At 44.0% G+C, this 14,191-nt stretch carries 19 protein-coding genes; 16 read left to right on the top strand and 3 right to left on the bottom strand.

Going from position 1 to position 14,191, the window contains the following annotated elements; genetic code table 11:
* Positions 1 to 45: 45 nt before the first annotated feature.
* Together OCV99_RS14805 and OCV99_RS14800 are read right to left on the bottom strand one after the other, a co-directional pair.
* Positions 46 to 474, bottom strand: coding sequence for a MarR family winged helix-turn-helix transcriptional regulator (locus OCV99_RS14805; RefSeq protein WP_158371601.1), 429 nt, complete (start codon positions 472 to 474; stop codon positions 46 to 48).
* 187 nt (positions 475 to 661) lie between these two features.
* A complete protein-coding gene (locus tag OCV99_RS14800; RefSeq protein WP_158371599.1) occupies positions 662 to 1,549 on the bottom strand; it encodes a LysR family transcriptional regulator in 888 nt (295 codons plus the stop codon).
* 120 nt (positions 1,550 to 1,669) lie between these two features.
* On the opposite strand from OCV99_RS14800, the gene OCV99_RS14795 reads away from it, so the two are divergent.
* The 15 genes from OCV99_RS14795 (at position 1,670) to OCV99_RS14735 (ending at position 13,143) form a co-directional block, all read left to right on the top strand.
* On the top strand, positions 1,670 to 2,224 hold the full coding sequence (locus OCV99_RS14795; RefSeq protein WP_158371633.1) for a flavodoxin: 555 nt from the start codon (positions 1,670 to 1,672) through the stop codon (positions 2,222 to 2,224).
* On the top strand, positions 2,190 to 2,945 hold the full coding sequence (locus OCV99_RS14790) for a carboxymuconolactone decarboxylase family protein (protein ID WP_158371597.1): 756 nt from the start codon (positions 2,190 to 2,192) through the stop codon (positions 2,943 to 2,945). Before OCV99_RS14795 ends, OCV99_RS14790 begins: the two co-directional genes overlap by 35 nt.
* A 19-nt stretch (positions 2,946 to 2,964) precedes the next feature.
* Positions 2,965 to 3,804: an SDR family oxidoreductase gene (locus OCV99_RS14785; RefSeq protein ID WP_158371595.1), complete on the top strand. Its 840-nt coding sequence runs from the start codon at positions 2,965 to 2,967 to the stop codon at positions 3,802 to 3,804.
* Positions 3,805 to 3,826: 22 nt separating this feature from the next.
* Complete coding sequence (locus tag OCV99_RS14780) at positions 3,827 to 3,985, top strand: hypothetical protein (RefSeq protein ID WP_227191748.1); 159 nt, start codon at positions 3,827 to 3,829, stop codon at positions 3,983 to 3,985.
* A gap of 6 nt (positions 3,986 to 3,991) precedes the next feature.
* Positions 3,992 to 4,396: a cupin domain-containing protein gene (locus OCV99_RS14775; RefSeq protein ID WP_158371593.1), complete on the top strand. Its 405-nt coding sequence runs from the start codon at positions 3,992 to 3,994 to the stop codon at positions 4,394 to 4,396.
* A gap of 250 nt (positions 4,397 to 4,646) precedes the next feature.
* Positions 4,647 to 5,882: an iron-containing alcohol dehydrogenase gene (locus OCV99_RS14770; RefSeq protein ID WP_331490759.1), complete on the top strand. Its 1,236-nt coding sequence runs from the start codon at positions 4,647 to 4,649 to the stop codon at positions 5,880 to 5,882.
* Positions 5,883 to 5,951: 69 nt separating this feature from the next.
* On the top strand, positions 5,952 to 6,365 hold the full coding sequence (locus OCV99_RS14765; protein WP_158371591.1) for a cupin domain-containing protein: 414 nt from the start codon (positions 5,952 to 5,954) through the stop codon (positions 6,363 to 6,365).
* Between the two features lie 14 nt (positions 6,366 to 6,379).
* Positions 6,380 to 6,670: a DUF4405 domain-containing protein gene (locus OCV99_RS14760; RefSeq protein ID WP_158371589.1), complete on the top strand. Its 291-nt coding sequence runs from the start codon at positions 6,380 to 6,382 to the stop codon at positions 6,668 to 6,670.
* Positions 6,671 to 6,673: 3 nt separating this feature from the next.
* On the top strand, positions 6,674 to 8,017 hold the full coding sequence (locus OCV99_RS14755; protein ID WP_158371587.1) for an MATE family efflux transporter: 1,344 nt from the start codon (positions 6,674 to 6,676) through the stop codon (positions 8,015 to 8,017).
* A 28-nt stretch (positions 8,018 to 8,045) separates the two neighbouring features.
* Positions 8,046 to 8,147: a flavodoxin gene (locus OCV99_RS18415; protein ID WP_158371585.1), complete on the top strand. Its 102-nt coding sequence runs from the start codon at positions 8,046 to 8,048 to the stop codon at positions 8,145 to 8,147.
* Positions 8,123 to 8,248: a flavodoxin gene (locus OCV99_RS18410; RefSeq protein WP_416810597.1), complete on the top strand. Its 126-nt coding sequence runs from the start codon at positions 8,123 to 8,125 to the stop codon at positions 8,246 to 8,248. The genes OCV99_RS18415 and OCV99_RS18410 overlap by 25 nt, the downstream gene beginning before the upstream one ends.
* A 112-nt stretch (positions 8,249 to 8,360) precedes the next feature.
* The gene (locus tag OCV99_RS14750; RefSeq protein WP_158371583.1) at positions 8,361 to 9,488 is read left to right on the top strand and encodes an ROK family transcriptional regulator; all 1,128 of its coding nucleotides are present in this window, start codon (positions 8,361 to 8,363) and stop codon (positions 9,486 to 9,488) included.
* Between the two features lie 220 nt (positions 9,489 to 9,708).
* Positions 9,709 to 10,758 carry an NAD(P)-dependent alcohol dehydrogenase gene (locus tag OCV99_RS14745; RefSeq protein ID WP_158371581.1) on the top strand — a complete coding sequence of 350 codons (1,050 nt, stop codon included), beginning with the start codon at positions 9,709 to 9,711 and terminating at the stop codon, positions 10,756 to 10,758.
* A 56-nt stretch (positions 10,759 to 10,814) separates the two neighbouring features.
* Entirely contained in the window at positions 10,815 to 12,191 is a 1,377-nt protein-coding gene (locus OCV99_RS14740) for an MFS transporter (protein ID WP_158371629.1), read from the top strand.
* Positions 12,184 to 13,143 (top strand): carbohydrate kinase family protein, encoded by a 960-nt coding sequence (locus OCV99_RS14735; RefSeq protein ID WP_158371579.1) that lies wholly within the window; start codon positions 12,184 to 12,186, stop codon positions 13,141 to 13,143. The genes OCV99_RS14740 and OCV99_RS14735 overlap by 8 nt, the downstream gene beginning before the upstream one ends.
* Positions 13,144 to 13,282: 139 nt before the next feature.
* Here the strand turns inward: OCV99_RS14735 and OCV99_RS14730 are convergent, their stop codons facing one another.
* Positions 13,283 to 13,636: a winged helix-turn-helix transcriptional regulator gene (locus OCV99_RS14730; RefSeq protein WP_158371577.1), complete on the bottom strand. Its 354-nt coding sequence runs from the start codon at positions 13,634 to 13,636 to the stop codon at positions 13,283 to 13,285.
* Between the two features lie 144 nt (positions 13,637 to 13,780).
* Here OCV99_RS14730 and OCV99_RS14725 point away from each other — a divergent pair, with 144 nt between their 5' ends.
* Positions 13,781 to 14,176 carry a pyridoxamine 5'-phosphate oxidase family protein gene (locus tag OCV99_RS14725; RefSeq protein WP_158371575.1) on the top strand — a complete coding sequence of 132 codons (396 nt, stop codon included), beginning with the start codon at positions 13,781 to 13,783 and terminating at the stop codon, positions 14,174 to 14,176.
* Positions 14,177 to 14,191: the final 15 nt, after the last annotated feature.

Below are 14,191 nucleotides of genomic sequence, written 5' to 3'. Positions count from 1 at the left end.
TCCTAAGTATTTGTGCAAAAATAAGGGATAACGCATCTAAAATTTTCATTCAGACAGGTTATCCATCATTTTTTCAGTTACTCTAAAAAAGACCTGCAAATCCGTTTCCGAAATCCCCTTTATAAGCGTTTCCTCTAATGTTGTCAAATCTTCTATAACCTGCTGTTTATACAGCAAGGCTTTATCTGTTACAACAATCTTTTTCAATCGGTTGTCATAAGCTTCCGGTTCGCGGATGATAAGCCCGTTTTTTTCCATTTGCTTTAACAATTGCGTTGCGGTAGACGGACGTATACTGTATTCTTCTTCAATATCTTTTTGGTAGATATCTTCTGTTTGAGAAAGCAAAAAGCGAAGTGTTCTGCCTTGTGATCCGCTAAATTCCTTCCGTGAAGAAAGCATATCAAATTTTCTGCGCAGTTTGTTGGATAATTTGCTAATATATCTTGTCGCATTTTGGGTAAAGGAAATCATAAGGCCCTCCTTTCTTAGGTTCCTAAGCAATTCTAAGCCTAATTTTCTTATTTGTCAAGTGGTTATTATGATGGTGCAGGTGGATGAAATAACAATATAGAAAGAGTAGCGAATGTATGCGGGAAATCGCATTATTTGCTACTCTTTTATAGTGTTCTCCTGAAAATATAAGTATGATATCTTGCGCTTAACTTAAGATTTTTACCGCATTTACAAATTTTGCCACATCTTCCGGTGGTTCCAGCGCATACAGAAGTCCATAGGGAGAACTGTAATTCCAATTTACCGGAATAGTTACAAGTGCGGGATGGACGTCTTTCCAACATTCCAGAATTAAAAGGACATTCCCGGTTTCCGCGCAGCGGTTAAAAACAGAAATATCATAAAAATGCGGTGTGTCCTCAATCTGAATCGCAGGATGATTGTGGGTTAAATCTTCACGGATGCGGTCGTTCACTTCGGAATCTCCCTGCTTTACCATCATCAAGGTTTCGCCATACAGATCGGAAATTTCAAGTTGCTTTTTCTGTGCCAGTGGATGTTCTCTGGAGACTGCACACATTTTTCTGTATCTTCCCAAAGGCAGCATATTGCATTTGTCGAGCCAGAGCTTGGAATCACAGACGCCCAGAAGAAAATCAAATTTTTCTCCAAGCTGTGCGATTTCGGAAAGGATGCCTTCATGGTCATCCTCGAAAGGAACCAGATGCAGCTTGTAATTCGCAAATTCTTTATTGACGCGGTACCATAAATCCATAAAAGGTTTTGCCGGATTCAGCAGAGAAGTTCCGACACAGAAGGTAGTGTCGCAGACATTCATGGCCTGTCTTGCGTTTTCTATGGAACGCCTGGAATAGTCAAAGAGAAATTTGGCGTCCCGGTAAATCACATCGCCCGCAGGGGTTAAAAGGATTCCGCGGGGTGTTCTTTCTATCAATTTTAAGTTCAAATGCTTCTCCAAAGAATTAATCTGTTTCATCACGGCAGTGGCGGAGATAAACAGCTTTTCCGCTGCTTTTGAAAAGCTGCCGCAGTCTGCAACACAGACAAAAACCGTTAGCTGGCTGTTATACATACAGGTTACCTCACAAGATACTTTAAACTTTAAGTTAAAACTATGGTAACATACCGGAGATTCTCAGTCAAGAAAAAAGAGCTTATAATAGAGACAGAAGAAAAGAAAGGAGCTGGTGAGATGGCAGAGATTATTGTGTACTTCTCGCGCAAGGATGAAAATTATGTGAGCGGTACGATCAAAAAACTGGACATAGGCAATACAGAGGTTGCAGCGGGGTTCCTTCAAAAACTGACTGGTGCGGAATTGTTTAAGCTGGAGCCGATGCAGGAATATTCTAAAAATTATAATGAATGTATTGCACAGGCACAGGCCGATCAGCGGAGAGATGCAAGACCGGAACTGAAAACCTATCCGGAAAATCTGACACAGTACGATACCATATATCTGGGTTATCCCAACTATTGGGGGACAATGCCGATGGCGATGTTTACCTTCTTGGAGCATTTTGATTTTACAGGAAAGACGATTTTCCCATTCTGTACCCATGAGGGCAGCGGTATGGGAAACAGCGAGGCAGATATTAAGAGGCTGTGTCCGGGGGCGCAGATTGGAAAAGGACTTGCACTAAAGGGCGGAAGCGTGAACTATGCGCAGCCGGAAATCAAAGAGTGGTTAGAAGAAATAAGGAGGGAAAGAAATGGCAATTACAGAATTTGCAAAGAAGTATCATAACAAAATGTTCCCGGAGCGGCAATCCTCTTTGCAGGAGACTGACCCGGAATTTGTGGAGAGATTTGACAATTTTGCGTTTGATGAAGTAGTGCGTCAGGATGATCTGGATGATAAGACACGCTTTATGGCAATCCTGGCAGCGCTCATTGGATGCCAGGGAAGCGATGAATTTCGGGTTATGCTTCCAGCGGCGCTGAATTTTGGTGTTAAGCCGGAAGAAGTCAAGGAAATTGTCTATCAGGCGGTGGCTTATCTTGGAATCGGCAGAGCATTTCCTTTTTTGAAGATTACCAATGAAGTGTTTCAGAAACTGGGGATTGCACTGCCGCTTCCCCCGCAGGCCACTACGACAACGGAGAACCGCAGAGAGGCAGGAACGCAGGCGCAGGTAGATATTTTCGGGGAGAATATGCGGGATTTCTGGAAATCCGGCCCGGAAGAAAGCAGACATATCAACTGCTGGCTGGCGGATAACTGTTTTGGAGATTACTATACTCGGAAAGGGCTTGATTACAGGCAGAGAGAAATGATTACCTTTTGCTTTCTGGCAGCACAGGGCGGATGCGAGCCGCAGCTTACCAGCCATGCGGCGGCTAATATGAAGATTGGAAATGACAAATCCTACTTGATTAAAATTATTTCTCAATGCTTGCCGTATATCGGTTATCCCAGAAGTCTGAACGCTTTGCAGTGTGTGAACAATGCAATAAAAAATAAGTAAAAATAGGAGGTACAGTATAATGAAAGATGTCATGATCTTAACCGGAGCCGGACAGATTGGTATGGCGATTGCCAGAAGAATGGGCTACGGGATGAAAATTGTGGTTGGTGATAAGAAACTGGAAAACGCAGAGGTGATTTCCAAAACCATGAACGATGCGGGATTTGATACAGTCCCGGTGGAAATGGATTTATCTTCCCGTGAATCTATTCTGAACTTGATTGCGAAAGCACAAGAATATGGGGAAATATCCATGCTGGTTAATGCGGCAGGCGTTTCTCCCAGTCAGGCGCCGATTGAAGCGATTTTGAAAGTGGATCTGTACGGTACAGCGGTACTGCTTGAAGAAGTCGGAAAAGTGATTAAAAAAGGCGGCGTTGGCGTGACGATTTCCAGCCAGTCCGGGTGGCGTATGCCTGCGCTGACAGCCGAGGAAGATGAACTTCTGGCTACTACGCCAACGGAAGAATTGCTGAATCTTCCCCTGTTGCAGCCAGAAAACATCCGGGATACGCTGCACGCTTATCAGATGGCGAAACGCTGCAATGAGAAGCGGGTAATGGCAGAAGCTGTTAAGTGGGGCAAGCGGGGCGCCCGTATCAATGCTATTGCCCCCGGCATTATTGTGACGCCGCTGGCGATTGACGAATTTAACGGTCCACGCGGAGACTTCTATAAAAATATGTTTGCAAACTGCCCGGCGGGACGTCCGGGAACCGCAGATGAAGTGGCAAATGTGGCGGAGCTGTTAATGAGCGACAAGGGAGCCTTTATTACCGGTTCCACCTTCCTGATTGACGGCGGGGCAACGTCCAGCTATTTCTACGGCCCGTTAAAGCCGCAGGCGCAAAAAGAATAAGTTAGATGAAAGGATTCAGAAAATGAACAGACCTTATATTTTTTGTCATATGATGACTTCCCTGGACGGGAAAATCATGGGAAAATACATGGAAACGCCGGTCAGCTTTGCGCTGCAGAGCGCGAAGGTCAAGGACGGCGGAAGCGTATGGCTGCGTTATCTTGTGAAAGGAAAGGAATAAAAAATCATGGAAAAAATAACAAGTGTATTCCCTATGGGAGATAAGAACGAAGCGTTTGCAAAATATTTTATCGGGCAGAGCTATCTGAATATGCTCTCCACCGAGCAGGTAATGATTGGTAATGTGACCTTTGAGCCGGGCTGCCGCAATAACTGGCATATCCACCATGCAAAATCCGGCGGCGGGCAGATTCTGCTTGTCACCGCAGGTAAAGGTTACTATCAGGAATGGGGAAAGGAACCCCGCGAGCTGCATCCCGGCGATGTGGTAAATATTCCTGCGGAAGTGAAGCACTGGCATGGCGCAGCGCCGGATAGTTGGTTTGCGCATTTGGCTGTAGAGGTTCCGGCAGAGGGGGCTTCCAACGAATGGCTGGAGCCGGTCAGCGATGAAGAATACGGTAAGCTGTAATAAGGCTCCTTCGGATTGGAAAAAGCAGCAGCCATTTAGTCTGGCAGCGACGAAATTCATAGAGTGAAGAAAATGCTTTTTAGGCATAATCTATGCGTATAAACTAAGTATTTGATATAACCTGTATCCGTGTTTATAATGTAGGTGTAGAAAAAAAGTGCAGCGCACTTTCCTCTACACCTACATTTTTTACGCAAGCATCGATAAGAATGCTTTGAAATTTGCTTTCTATAGGTATAAGGAGGCGGAAATGACGTTAGCGGAAGTAACAAAACAGTTAGAAAAGTATGGGAATACAAAGGAGGATTTTTTTATGAGTTATCAGTTTTATGTACCCACCCGCACCTTATTCGGCGCTGGAAAATTAAATGAATTGCACACACAGACAATACCTGGAAAGAAGGCAATGGTCGTAATTTCAAATGGTAAATCCATGAAAGAAACCGGAACACTTTACCGGGTATTAAAGGAACTGACTTATGCAGGCGTGGAGACGGTGGTGTTTGACTATGTACAGGCAAATCCCCTTCGCTCTACCGTCATGGATGGTGCGGCTTACGCAAAGGAAAATAGATGCGACTTTATCGTTGCTTTGGGCGGTGGCAGTGTGATGGACGCATCGAAGGCCATGGCTGCCATGGCAACCAATGACGGCGATATTTGGGACTATATGAATGGCGGCACCGGCGGCGGGAAAACCCTCACAGAAAAAGCATTGCCGGTAATCTGTATTACAACGACAGCCGGAACTGGCTCCGAGGCGGATCAGTGGGGCGTGATTACCAATGATGAAACCAATGAAAAGATTGGCTTTGGCGGCTATGACTGCCTGTTCCCGGTATTGTCCATTGTTGACCCGGAGCTGATGGTTTCGGTTCCGCCGAAATTTACGGCATATCAGGGGTTTGATGCACTGTTTCACAGTACAGAGTGCTATATTTCCAAAGCGCATAACCGTATGGGGGATATGCTGGCCTTGACTGCTATTGAAAATATCGGAAGGTATCTTGTCCGGGCTGTAAAGGATGGAAACGATCTGGAAGCCCGCGAGGGCGTGGCCTTTGCCAATAACCTGTCCGGGCAGGTGATGACCGTGAGCTGCTGTACCAGTGAACACTCTATGGAACACGCCATGAGCGCCTACCATCAGGGGCTGCCTCATGGGGCAGGTCTGATTATGATTTCTACTGCATACTATCAGCATTTTGTGGACTGCCATGCCTGTGATGAACGGTTCGTTACCATGGCGAAGGCGCTTGGAAAGCAGGATGCAGACTGTGCGCAGGATTTTGTGGATATGCTGGTGCAGCTTCAGAAAGACTGCGGTGTGGCAGACCTTAGAATGTCCGACTTTGGGATTCAGGAGGATGAGTTTGAACGGCTGGCAGAAAATGCCCGTGAAACCATGGGAGGTCTGTTTACTGCTGACCCGAAAGAGTTATCTCATGAGGAATGTGTGGCAATTTATCAGAAGTCATTTAAATAAGAAATACCCTTCGGGTATATCAAAATGGCCGGAAAGTACGGCCGATGAATAAGGAAAGGCGGTTTTATTATGAACGAATTAGAACATGGAACCATTTTTGAAAAAGGCGTTCCGAACCCTTTTGGAGAATATTTTTCCGGCCAGTCTTATCTGGCGATGCTGACACAGTTAAATGGCGTGGGCGTTGCAAATGTGACCTTTGAACCTGCCTGCCGGAACAATTGGCACATCCATCACGGTGATAAAGGCGGCGGACAGATTTTGCTTGTCACCGGCGGGCGCGGCTGGTATCAGGAATGGGGCAAGGAGGCACAGGAGCTTCATGCGGGAGATGTGGTTGCCATTCCTGTGGGTATCAAGCACTGGCATGGGGCGGCAAAGGATAGTTGGTTTGCGCATATTGCAATAGAGATTCCTGGCGAGAATACTTCAAATGAGTGGCTGGAGCCGGTTTCAAAGGAAGAATACGGGAAGTTGAAGTAAAGGAGGCGTTTCAGATGGCAAAGGTTACTGCGGGACGTGATGAATTAGGCGCTTTTGCCCCTAAATTTGCAGAATTGAACGATGATGTGCTGTTCGGTGAGGTTTGGTCGCGGGAGGATAAGCTGTCTGCCAGGGACAGAAGTGTGGTTACGGTAACGGCACTGATGGCAAGAAGTATGCACATGGCAGCCTCCTATTGGGGATTTGTGCTGATGAGCGTTCATTTAGGGATGCACTGGGGAATGATTGTGGGAATGTTCCGCAGGCTTTTGAAAGGCAGGAAATTCTTGTATAAAGGAAGGTGAAGCATGGACGAGCAAATGGAGTTGTTTTCAAATAAAGCATTAAAGGAGATGATTGTCCCACTTTTTTTAGAGCAGTTGTTGATTATGCTTGTGGGGCTGGCAGATACATTGGTGGTCAGCTATGCCGGAGAAGCAGCGGTTTCAGGTGTTTCTCTGGTAAACCAGTTCAATACGATTTTTATTTACCTGTTTACGGCGCTGGCATCTGGCGGAGCGGTGGTGATCAGCCAGTACATTGGCAGAAAGGCAATGGATGCCGCAGGGGAATCCGCAAGCCAGCTCCTGCTGTTCTCTGTGATTTTTTCCGCATTGGTTTCGGCACTTGTACTGATTGGGAATGAGGGAATGCTTCGTTTAATGTTTGGAAAAGTGGAAAGCGATGTGATGCAGGCATGTATTACCTATCTTAGAATTTCCGCTTATTCCTACCCGGCTTTGGCGGTTTATAATGCCGGCGCCGCGCTTTTTCGCAGCATGGGAAAAACCAGCGTGACTATGTACCTGTCAGTGGCGTCCAATATCATTAATGTCATTGGCAACTTGATCGGTGTGTTTGTGCTGCACGCAGGCGTTGCCGGTGTCGCCTGGCCTTCCCTGATTGCCCGGACATTTTCGGCTGGGGTCATCACAGTGCTTTGCTTCCGCAGGAAAAACGATGTATTCTATGCCGAAAAGTGGATTTTTCAGTGGAATGGGGAACTTATGCGAAATATTTTAAGGATTGCCATTCCCAATGGGCTGGAAAACGGCGTTTTCCAGTTGGTAAAGGTGGCTCTCAGCAGTATGGTGGCGCTTTTTGGTACTTATCAGATTGCCGCAAATGGCGTGGCGCAAAGTATCTGGTCTTTGGCTGCCCTGGCCGGTGTTGCTATGGGACCGGTGTTTATCACAGTCATTGGACAGTGTATGGGAAACCGGGATATACAGGCTGCGGAAGTCTACTTTCAGAAATTGACGAAGATCACGCTGGTGCTTTCATCGGTATGGAATCTTCTGATTTTTCTGCTGACTCCCTTATTTATGAGATTCTATGCGTTGGAGCCGGATACAAAGCAGCTTGTGATATGGCTGGTTCTAATCCACAATCTATTCAATGCCATTGCATATCCTTTTTCCGGGGCACTCAGTAATGGGTTGCGAGCTGCAGGTGATGTAAAGTTTACCATGTATGTTTCGGTCATATCCACCATAGCGGTGCGTTTATTGTTGTCCTGGCTTTTAGGGGTTATCCTGCAAATGGGCGTCATAGGAATTGCGATTGCAATGGTCAGTGACTGGATCATCCGGGCGATTATTTTCTTCTGGAGACAGAAGTCCGGAAAGTGGAAGACTTTTCAGGTAATATAATTGTGTGTAAAAATGATGGAGGTATATTATGAGCAAGAAAATTTTAGTGACGTATTTTTCAGCAAGCGGCGTAACTGCGAAAGTTGCTTGGAAACTGGCAGAGGTATGGGAAGAACAAATGATAAATTGAAACCAAGCTGTCCCGGTGCAATACTGTTAAAAGGAAAACTGTTGAACGGAGAGGTGTCAGAAGGTACTATAAAGAGATGGTTGAAAGATTTAAATCTGTAAACCGATGCCATGTGTTGGAGGCAGTCCGAAAAGACGAAACGGTAAAGTTGCTTTTTGGAAGGCGAGGTGTTATACTAAAAAAAACACTTTAATAAAGTATAGGCGGTATAACATGGAAGGAAAGCAGACAACAAACATAGAGGTAAAGAAAAAAAACAGGAATCGCGTTTTCCGATATATCTGCAAGCATGGAACGGTTTCGAATCCGGATATTTCATATGATATGAAGATGAGCCTTCCCACTGTAACGCAGATTACAAAGGAACTGATTGAGAAAGGATTCATTGAAGAAACTGGGGAATTGCAGTCCACAGGAGGAAGGCGCGCAAAGGCGCTGTCGGTTGCGGTTAATGTAAAGCAGGCGGTTGGGTTGGATATTACAAAAAACCATATTGGTTTTGTGCTTACCAACCTTACCGGTGAGATTTTAAAATATGTGCGGATTTTTCTTCCCTATGCTCATGAGGATGCTTATTATCGTAGGGTGAATGATGAACTGGAATCTTTTTTGGAAGAAAGTAACATTGACCGCAAGAGGATTTTGGGTATAGGAATTTCTTTTCCTGGAATTATTGATTTGGACAGACGATTGATCACATATTCGCATATCCTTGGTGTAAAAATGATATCTTTTGATTCTATAAGTGGCTTTTTCGGATACCCTTGCTGTTTCCTAAATGATGCAAATGCAGGAGCTTATGCGGAAGGAATCCATTCCGATGAACGGGAACGGTTTTTCTACTTGTCTTTAAGCAATACAGTTGGAGGAGCGATTTTTGATCATAATGGACTTGTACAAGGAAGTCATTTTCGATGTGGGGAAGTTGGGCATATGACCGTAATCCCGGATGGAAAGAATTGTTATTGTGGAAAAAAAGGTTGTCTGGATGCCTATTGCAGCGCGGCGATTTTGTCGGGTACGACAGAGGGAAAATTAGAAAAGTTTTTTGGATTGCTGGAAAAGAAAGATCAAAAAGCGGTAGAAATGTGGGATGTCTATACAGGCTATTTGGCTGTGGCATTGAATAATATCCATATGCTTCTTGACTGTGATATTATTCTGGGAGGATATGTGGGGAGCTATGCAGAACCTTATTTGTCGGATATATGGAATAAAGTATCGGAACGGAACACATTCACAGAAGATCAGCAATTTGTAACTAGCAGCAGATATAAGGTTGGGGCAGCGGCGCTTGGAGCGGCAGTGGAAGTAATTGAAGATTTCGTAAGACTAATATAAGGGAGATACGGTGTTTCAGAAGGAGATTTCAGAAATGAAGTCTCCTTTTTTTGATGCAGTTTTACTAAAACACAAGATGTGTTTTTAGATATAACGACGAAATAATGCTTGATTATTAGGAGTGTATTGACAGAATTGAAGAGCAGATGTAAAATAAAAAACATAATAAAACTGTTTAATAAAGTATAAATAAAAGTAAGAAAAAAAGGAGAGAAAACATATGGAAGGAAAAATGAAAGTTGCTGTAATGCTGGGAGTTGGAAAGATGGGGTTTGAGGAACGGGATATTCCAAAAGCGAAAGACGACGAGGTACTGGTAAAACTGGAATATGTAGGCATCTGCGGAAGCGACCTGCATTATTATGAAACAGGAGCTATCGGAGATTATGTGGTGAAGCCGCCCTTTGTACTGGGACATGAGCCGGGAGGTACGGTTGTTGAAGTCGGAAAGAATGTAAAACATCTGAAAGTTGGAGACAGAGTTGCACTGGAACCAGGAAAGACTTGCGGCCATTGTGAATTTTGCAAAACGGGGCGCTACAATCTGTGCCCGGATGTGGTGTTTTTTGCGACACCCCCAGTGGACGGTGTATTTCAGGAATATGTTGCCCATGAAGCAGATCTGTGTTTCAAACTGCCGGACAATGTAAGTACATTAGAAGGCGCTTTGATCGAGCCTTTGGCGGTAGGATTCCATGCTGCAATTCAGGGAGAGGCACATCTTGGACAGCGTGCCGTTGTTATGGGGGCAGGCTGCATAGGTCTTGTTTCCATGATGGCATTGAAAGCAAGAGGGGTATCAGAAGTATATGTGGTAGACATTATGGAAAAGCGTCTTGAGAAAGCTCTGGAACTGGGCGCAACGGGAGTGATTAACGGAGCAAAGGAAGATGTTCTGGAACGGGTGAAAGAACTGACAGGTGGAGCCGGTATGGATCTGGTTATTGAAACAGCAGGCACAGAAATTACAACAAGACAGGCAATCCATATGGCGAAGAAAGGATCCAATATCGTTCTTGTGGGATATAGCAAGAGCGGTGAGATGACACTTCCCATGAGTCTTGTGCTGGATAAAGAACTGACTTTTAAAACGGTATTCCGGTACCGCCATATTTATCCGATGGCGATTGATGCGGTTGCGGCAGGAAAGGTAAATCTGAAGGGAATTGTAACGGACGTGTTTGGGCTGGATGAGGCACAGAAAGCGATGGATTACAGCGTGAATAATAAAGCTGATATTGTGAAGGCGGTTATCCGCATTGCGGAATAAGAGAAGAGTCAAAAGCAGAGTTCGGCCAGTATTTATAAATGGTAAAGGGGATTGTAATGGATCAGAAAGATACAAACGTAAAAGTGCCGTTGATTAGTAAAATTGCATACGGTATGGGCGATGTAGGATGTAATTTCAGTTGGATGTTTGTAGGAAATTTCCTGATGATTTTCTATACAGATGTTTTTGGGATTAGTATGGGAGCCGTAGCAGGCTTGATGTTGTTCTCACGATTTTGGGATGCGATTAATGATCCGGTTATTGGCGGGTTAAGTGATAAAACGCATACAAAATGGGGGAGATACAGACCGTGGCTGCTGATTGCGGCACCATTGACAGCAATTGTATTGATTCTGACATTCTGGGCGCATCCGGATTGGCCATCTACTGCCAAGATTATTTATATGGCAATTACTTATTGCATTCTTGTTTTAGGCTATACTTGTGTGAATATTCCTTATGGCACGTTGTGCGGAGCAATGACGCAAAATATAGAGGAACGTGCTAAAATCAATACATTTCGATCTGTCAGCGCAATGATTGCGATTGGTATTATCAATATCGTGACGGTTCCACTGATTGCGGTACTTGGTAATGGAAATGATAAAAGGGGATATTTGCTGATCGCTGTTTTATATGGATGTATTTTTGCGGCATGTCATATCTTCTGCTTCGCTAAAACAAAGGAAGTGGTGGACGTACCGGAGAAAGAAAAAATTCCCTTAAAGGTTCAATTAGGAGCTGTGATAAAGAATCGTCCTTATATGATTGCTGTTGCAGGGCAGTTTCTGTTTGGTGTGACACTTTATGGGAGAAATGCGGATGCATTATACTATTTTACCTATGTGGAGGGGAATAAAGCGCTATTCAGCACCTATTCCATGTTTATCATTCTTCCATCCATTATTGGTGCAGCCTGTTTCCCGTTTGTATTTCGGCTTACAAATAATAAAGGCCAGTCTGCATCCATTTTTGCACTGTTGACGGGAATCAGTATGTTCAGTATGTACTTTTTTACAGTTGGAGAGTCCCCTGTTCCATTTTATGCGTTTTCTTGTCTGGCACAATTTTTCTTTTCGGGTTTTAATACTGCAATCTATGCGATTGTTCCGGACTGTGTGGAGTATGGAGAGTGGAAGACCGGGCTTAGAAATGACGGATTTCAGTATGCATTTATTTCACTGGGAAATAAAATCGGAATGGCGATTGGAACTTCCGTGCTTGCAGGAATTTTAGGTGTGTTCGGATATGCTGCAAACCAGCAGCAGAATGCAGCAGTACTGTCGGTTATCAAGCATTCGTTTACAACGGTTCCGGGGATACTTTGGATTGTAACGGCTGTAGTCTTGTATTTTTATCGGTTAAATAAGAAAACATATAATAAGATTGTGCAGGAAATACAGGTAAGAAAGGGAGGGAGCAATCATGTATGATGTTGTTGCATTAGGCGAACTGCTGGTTGATTTCATTCAAAATGGCAGCAGTTCCAATGGAAATCCGATATTTGAAGCAAATCCGGGAGGAGCGCCATGTAATGTGCTGTCAATGTTGGCTGGTTTAGGCTATAAGACTGCTTTTATAGGGAAAGTAGGAGATGACTATTTCGGGAAGATGCTTGGGGGTACGATTAAAAGAATCGGCATTTCTGATAAAGGCTTGATTTATGATAAAGGAGCGAATACTACACTCGCGATTGTACATACGATGGCAGATGGAGACAGGGACTTTTCATTTTATAGAAAACCGGGGGCTGACATCATGCTGGAGGAGAAAGATGTTTGCAAAGAACTGATCGAAAATTGCCGCATTTTTCATTTTGGATCCCTTTCGTTGACAGATGAACCAGCCGCTTCAGCGACAAAGGCTGCAGTTAGATATGCAAAAGAATTAGGAAAGTGGATTTCTTTTGACCCTAATTTAAGAAAACCATTGTGGGCCGATTTGGAGCAGGCAAAGACAGCCATCTGGTATGGAATACGAGAGTGCGACATTCTGAAGATTGCTGACGATGAAATAAAATGGCTCACTGGGACAAATGATTACGATCAGGGCGTAAAGATAATAAGGGAACATTCCAAGGCAAAACTGATTAATGTGACATTAGGTAAAAACGGAAGCATTTCGTATTATTCTAATGAAAAAATCTTTGGGCAGCCGTTTCTTAGCAAAGATACTGTTGATACTACAGGGGCGGGGGATACGTTTTGTGCCAGCGTTCTTGGTTTTATATTGGAGCATGGGTTAGATAATTTGAAAAAGGATCAATTGAAGCAAATGCTGTTGTTTGCAAATGCTGCCGCATCTATTGTTACAACCCGGAAAGGTGCAATTTGTTCTATGCCAAATAAAGAAGAAGTTTGCTCCCTTATTTTTAATCGTATTTGAATGGTGAATCATTAAGTTGGTAATGCGGATTGAAAAAGCGAATAAATGGAAGTGGTTGATGGATTTGCTTTCAGATGGAGTTTACCCCTTTGGATGGAAAAGGGGTGAAAACTCTATCGTCAATTTAACCGGATGTTGGTTATTGTGAATTATTTGCTTTGTAATTTTCTCCCCACTCCCACATTGCATCTAAAATGGGTTTGAGGCTGTAGCCAAGCTCTGTCAGTGTGTATTCTACATGGGGAGGAACTTCCGGGAAAACGGTACGGGTAACCAGACCGCTTTCTTCCATCTGACGAAGCTGCGTAGTCAGAACTTTCTGTGACACATGCCCGATGGATTTTTTTAATTCTCCGAAGCGTTTGGTTCCGGGCAATAAATCCCTCAGGATTAATACTTTCCACTTATCACTGATTAAGGTTAAAGTTGTCTCTACCGGACAATCTGGTAATGTTTTTGCCGGTTTACTGGCAATTTCTTTCGTGGTTTCCATATAATGAACTCCTTTCATAGTATCCTATAGGTAACTATACCACAATATTGTGCGTACTTCACAGAAAAAAGAAGGATTGCTACAATATAATCAACAAAGGCGAAAGCCTAAAAACAAAATAAAATAAATTTGGAGGTAGATCCCATGAAGAAAGTAATTGAATTTTTAAATGAGAACCCGGTTCAGTATCTGGCAACGGTAGGCCGTGACGGAAAGGCAAAATGTCGGCCGTTCATGTTCGCAGGGGAAATGGACGGTAAGCTGTGGTTCTGCACTAACAACACAAAGGATGTTTACAAGGATATGCTGGAGAATCCTGAAATTGAGATTTCTGTTTCCAGTCCGTCTTACGCGTGGATTCGCCTGCATGGCAAGGCGGTATTTGAAAACAACATGGCGGTAAAGGAAATGTGCATCGCAAACCCGATTGTCAAGGGACAGTATCAGACCGCGGATAACCCGATTTTTGAGGTTTTCTATCTGGAAAATCCGCATGGTGTAATCGCAGATTTTTCCGGTAATCCGCCTTATGAATTTTAAGAAAATGTTGATTGA

The sequence above is a fragment of the Dorea acetigenes genome (assembly GCF_025567385.1).
Taxonomy (GTDB): Bacteria; Bacillota; Clostridia; order Lachnospirales; family Lachnospiraceae; genus Claveliimonas; species Claveliimonas acetigenes.
This window is presented reverse-complemented; position numbering and strand designations above follow the sequence as displayed.

What these genes read in the sequence shown, in the direction of transcription:
- OCV99_RS14775 (WP_158371593.1), top strand. Translation starts at nt 3,992, where the DNA reads ATGGAAAAAATAACAAGTGTATTCCCTATGGGAGATAAGAACGAAGCG.
- OCV99_RS14795 (WP_158371633.1), top strand. Translation starts at nt 1,670, where the DNA reads ATGGCAGAGATTATTGTGTACTTCTCGCGCAAGGATGAAAATTATGTG.
- OCV99_RS14725 (WP_158371575.1), top strand. Translation starts at nt 13,781, where the DNA reads ATGAAGAAAGTAATTGAATTTTTAAATGAGAACCCGGTTCAGTATCTG.
- OCV99_RS18410 (WP_416810597.1), top strand. Translation starts at nt 8,123, where the DNA reads ATGGGAAGAACAAATGATAAATTGAAACCAAGCTGTCCCGGTGCAATA.
- OCV99_RS14730 (WP_158371577.1), bottom strand. Translation starts at nt 13,636, where the DNA reads ATGGAAACCACGAAAGAAATTGCCAGTAAACCGGCAAAAACATTACCA.
- OCV99_RS14760 (WP_158371589.1), top strand. Translation starts at nt 6,380, where the DNA reads ATGGCAAAGGTTACTGCGGGACGTGATGAATTAGGCGCTTTTGCCCCT.
- OCV99_RS14785 (WP_158371595.1), top strand. Translation starts at nt 2,965, where the DNA reads ATGAAAGATGTCATGATCTTAACCGGAGCCGGACAGATTGGTATGGCG.
- OCV99_RS14755 (WP_158371587.1), top strand. Translation starts at nt 6,674, where the DNA reads ATGGACGAGCAAATGGAGTTGTTTTCAAATAAAGCATTAAAGGAGATG.
- OCV99_RS14780 (WP_227191748.1), top strand. Translation starts at nt 3,827, where the DNA reads ATGAACAGACCTTATATTTTTTGTCATATGATGACTTCCCTGGACGGG.
- OCV99_RS14800 (WP_158371599.1), bottom strand. Translation starts at nt 1,549, where the DNA reads ATGTATAACAGCCAGCTAACGGTTTTTGTCTGTGTTGCAGACTGCGGC.
- OCV99_RS18415 (WP_158371585.1), top strand. Translation starts at nt 8,046, where the DNA reads ATGAGCAAGAAAATTTTAGTGACGTATTTTTCAGCAAGCGGCGTAACT.
- OCV99_RS14790 (WP_158371597.1), top strand. Translation starts at nt 2,190, where the DNA reads ATGGCAATTACAGAATTTGCAAAGAAGTATCATAACAAAATGTTCCCG.
- OCV99_RS14735 (WP_158371579.1), top strand. Translation starts at nt 12,184, where the DNA reads ATGTATGATGTTGTTGCATTAGGCGAACTGCTGGTTGATTTCATTCAA.
- OCV99_RS14745 (WP_158371581.1), top strand. Translation starts at nt 9,709, where the DNA reads ATGGAAGGAAAAATGAAAGTTGCTGTAATGCTGGGAGTTGGAAAGATG.
- OCV99_RS14750 (WP_158371583.1), top strand. Translation starts at nt 8,361, where the DNA reads ATGGAAGGAAAGCAGACAACAAACATAGAGGTAAAGAAAAAAAACAGG.
- OCV99_RS14740 (WP_158371629.1), top strand. Translation starts at nt 10,815, where the DNA reads ATGGATCAGAAAGATACAAACGTAAAAGTGCCGTTGATTAGTAAAATT.
- OCV99_RS14805 (WP_158371601.1), bottom strand. Translation starts at nt 474, where the DNA reads ATGATTTCCTTTACCCAAAATGCGACAAGATATATTAGCAAATTATCC.
- OCV99_RS14765 (WP_158371591.1), top strand. Translation starts at nt 5,952, where the DNA reads ATGAACGAATTAGAACATGGAACCATTTTTGAAAAAGGCGTTCCGAAC.
- OCV99_RS14770 (WP_331490759.1), top strand. Translation starts at nt 4,647, where the DNA reads ATGACGTTAGCGGAAGTAACAAAACAGTTAGAAAAGTATGGGAATACA.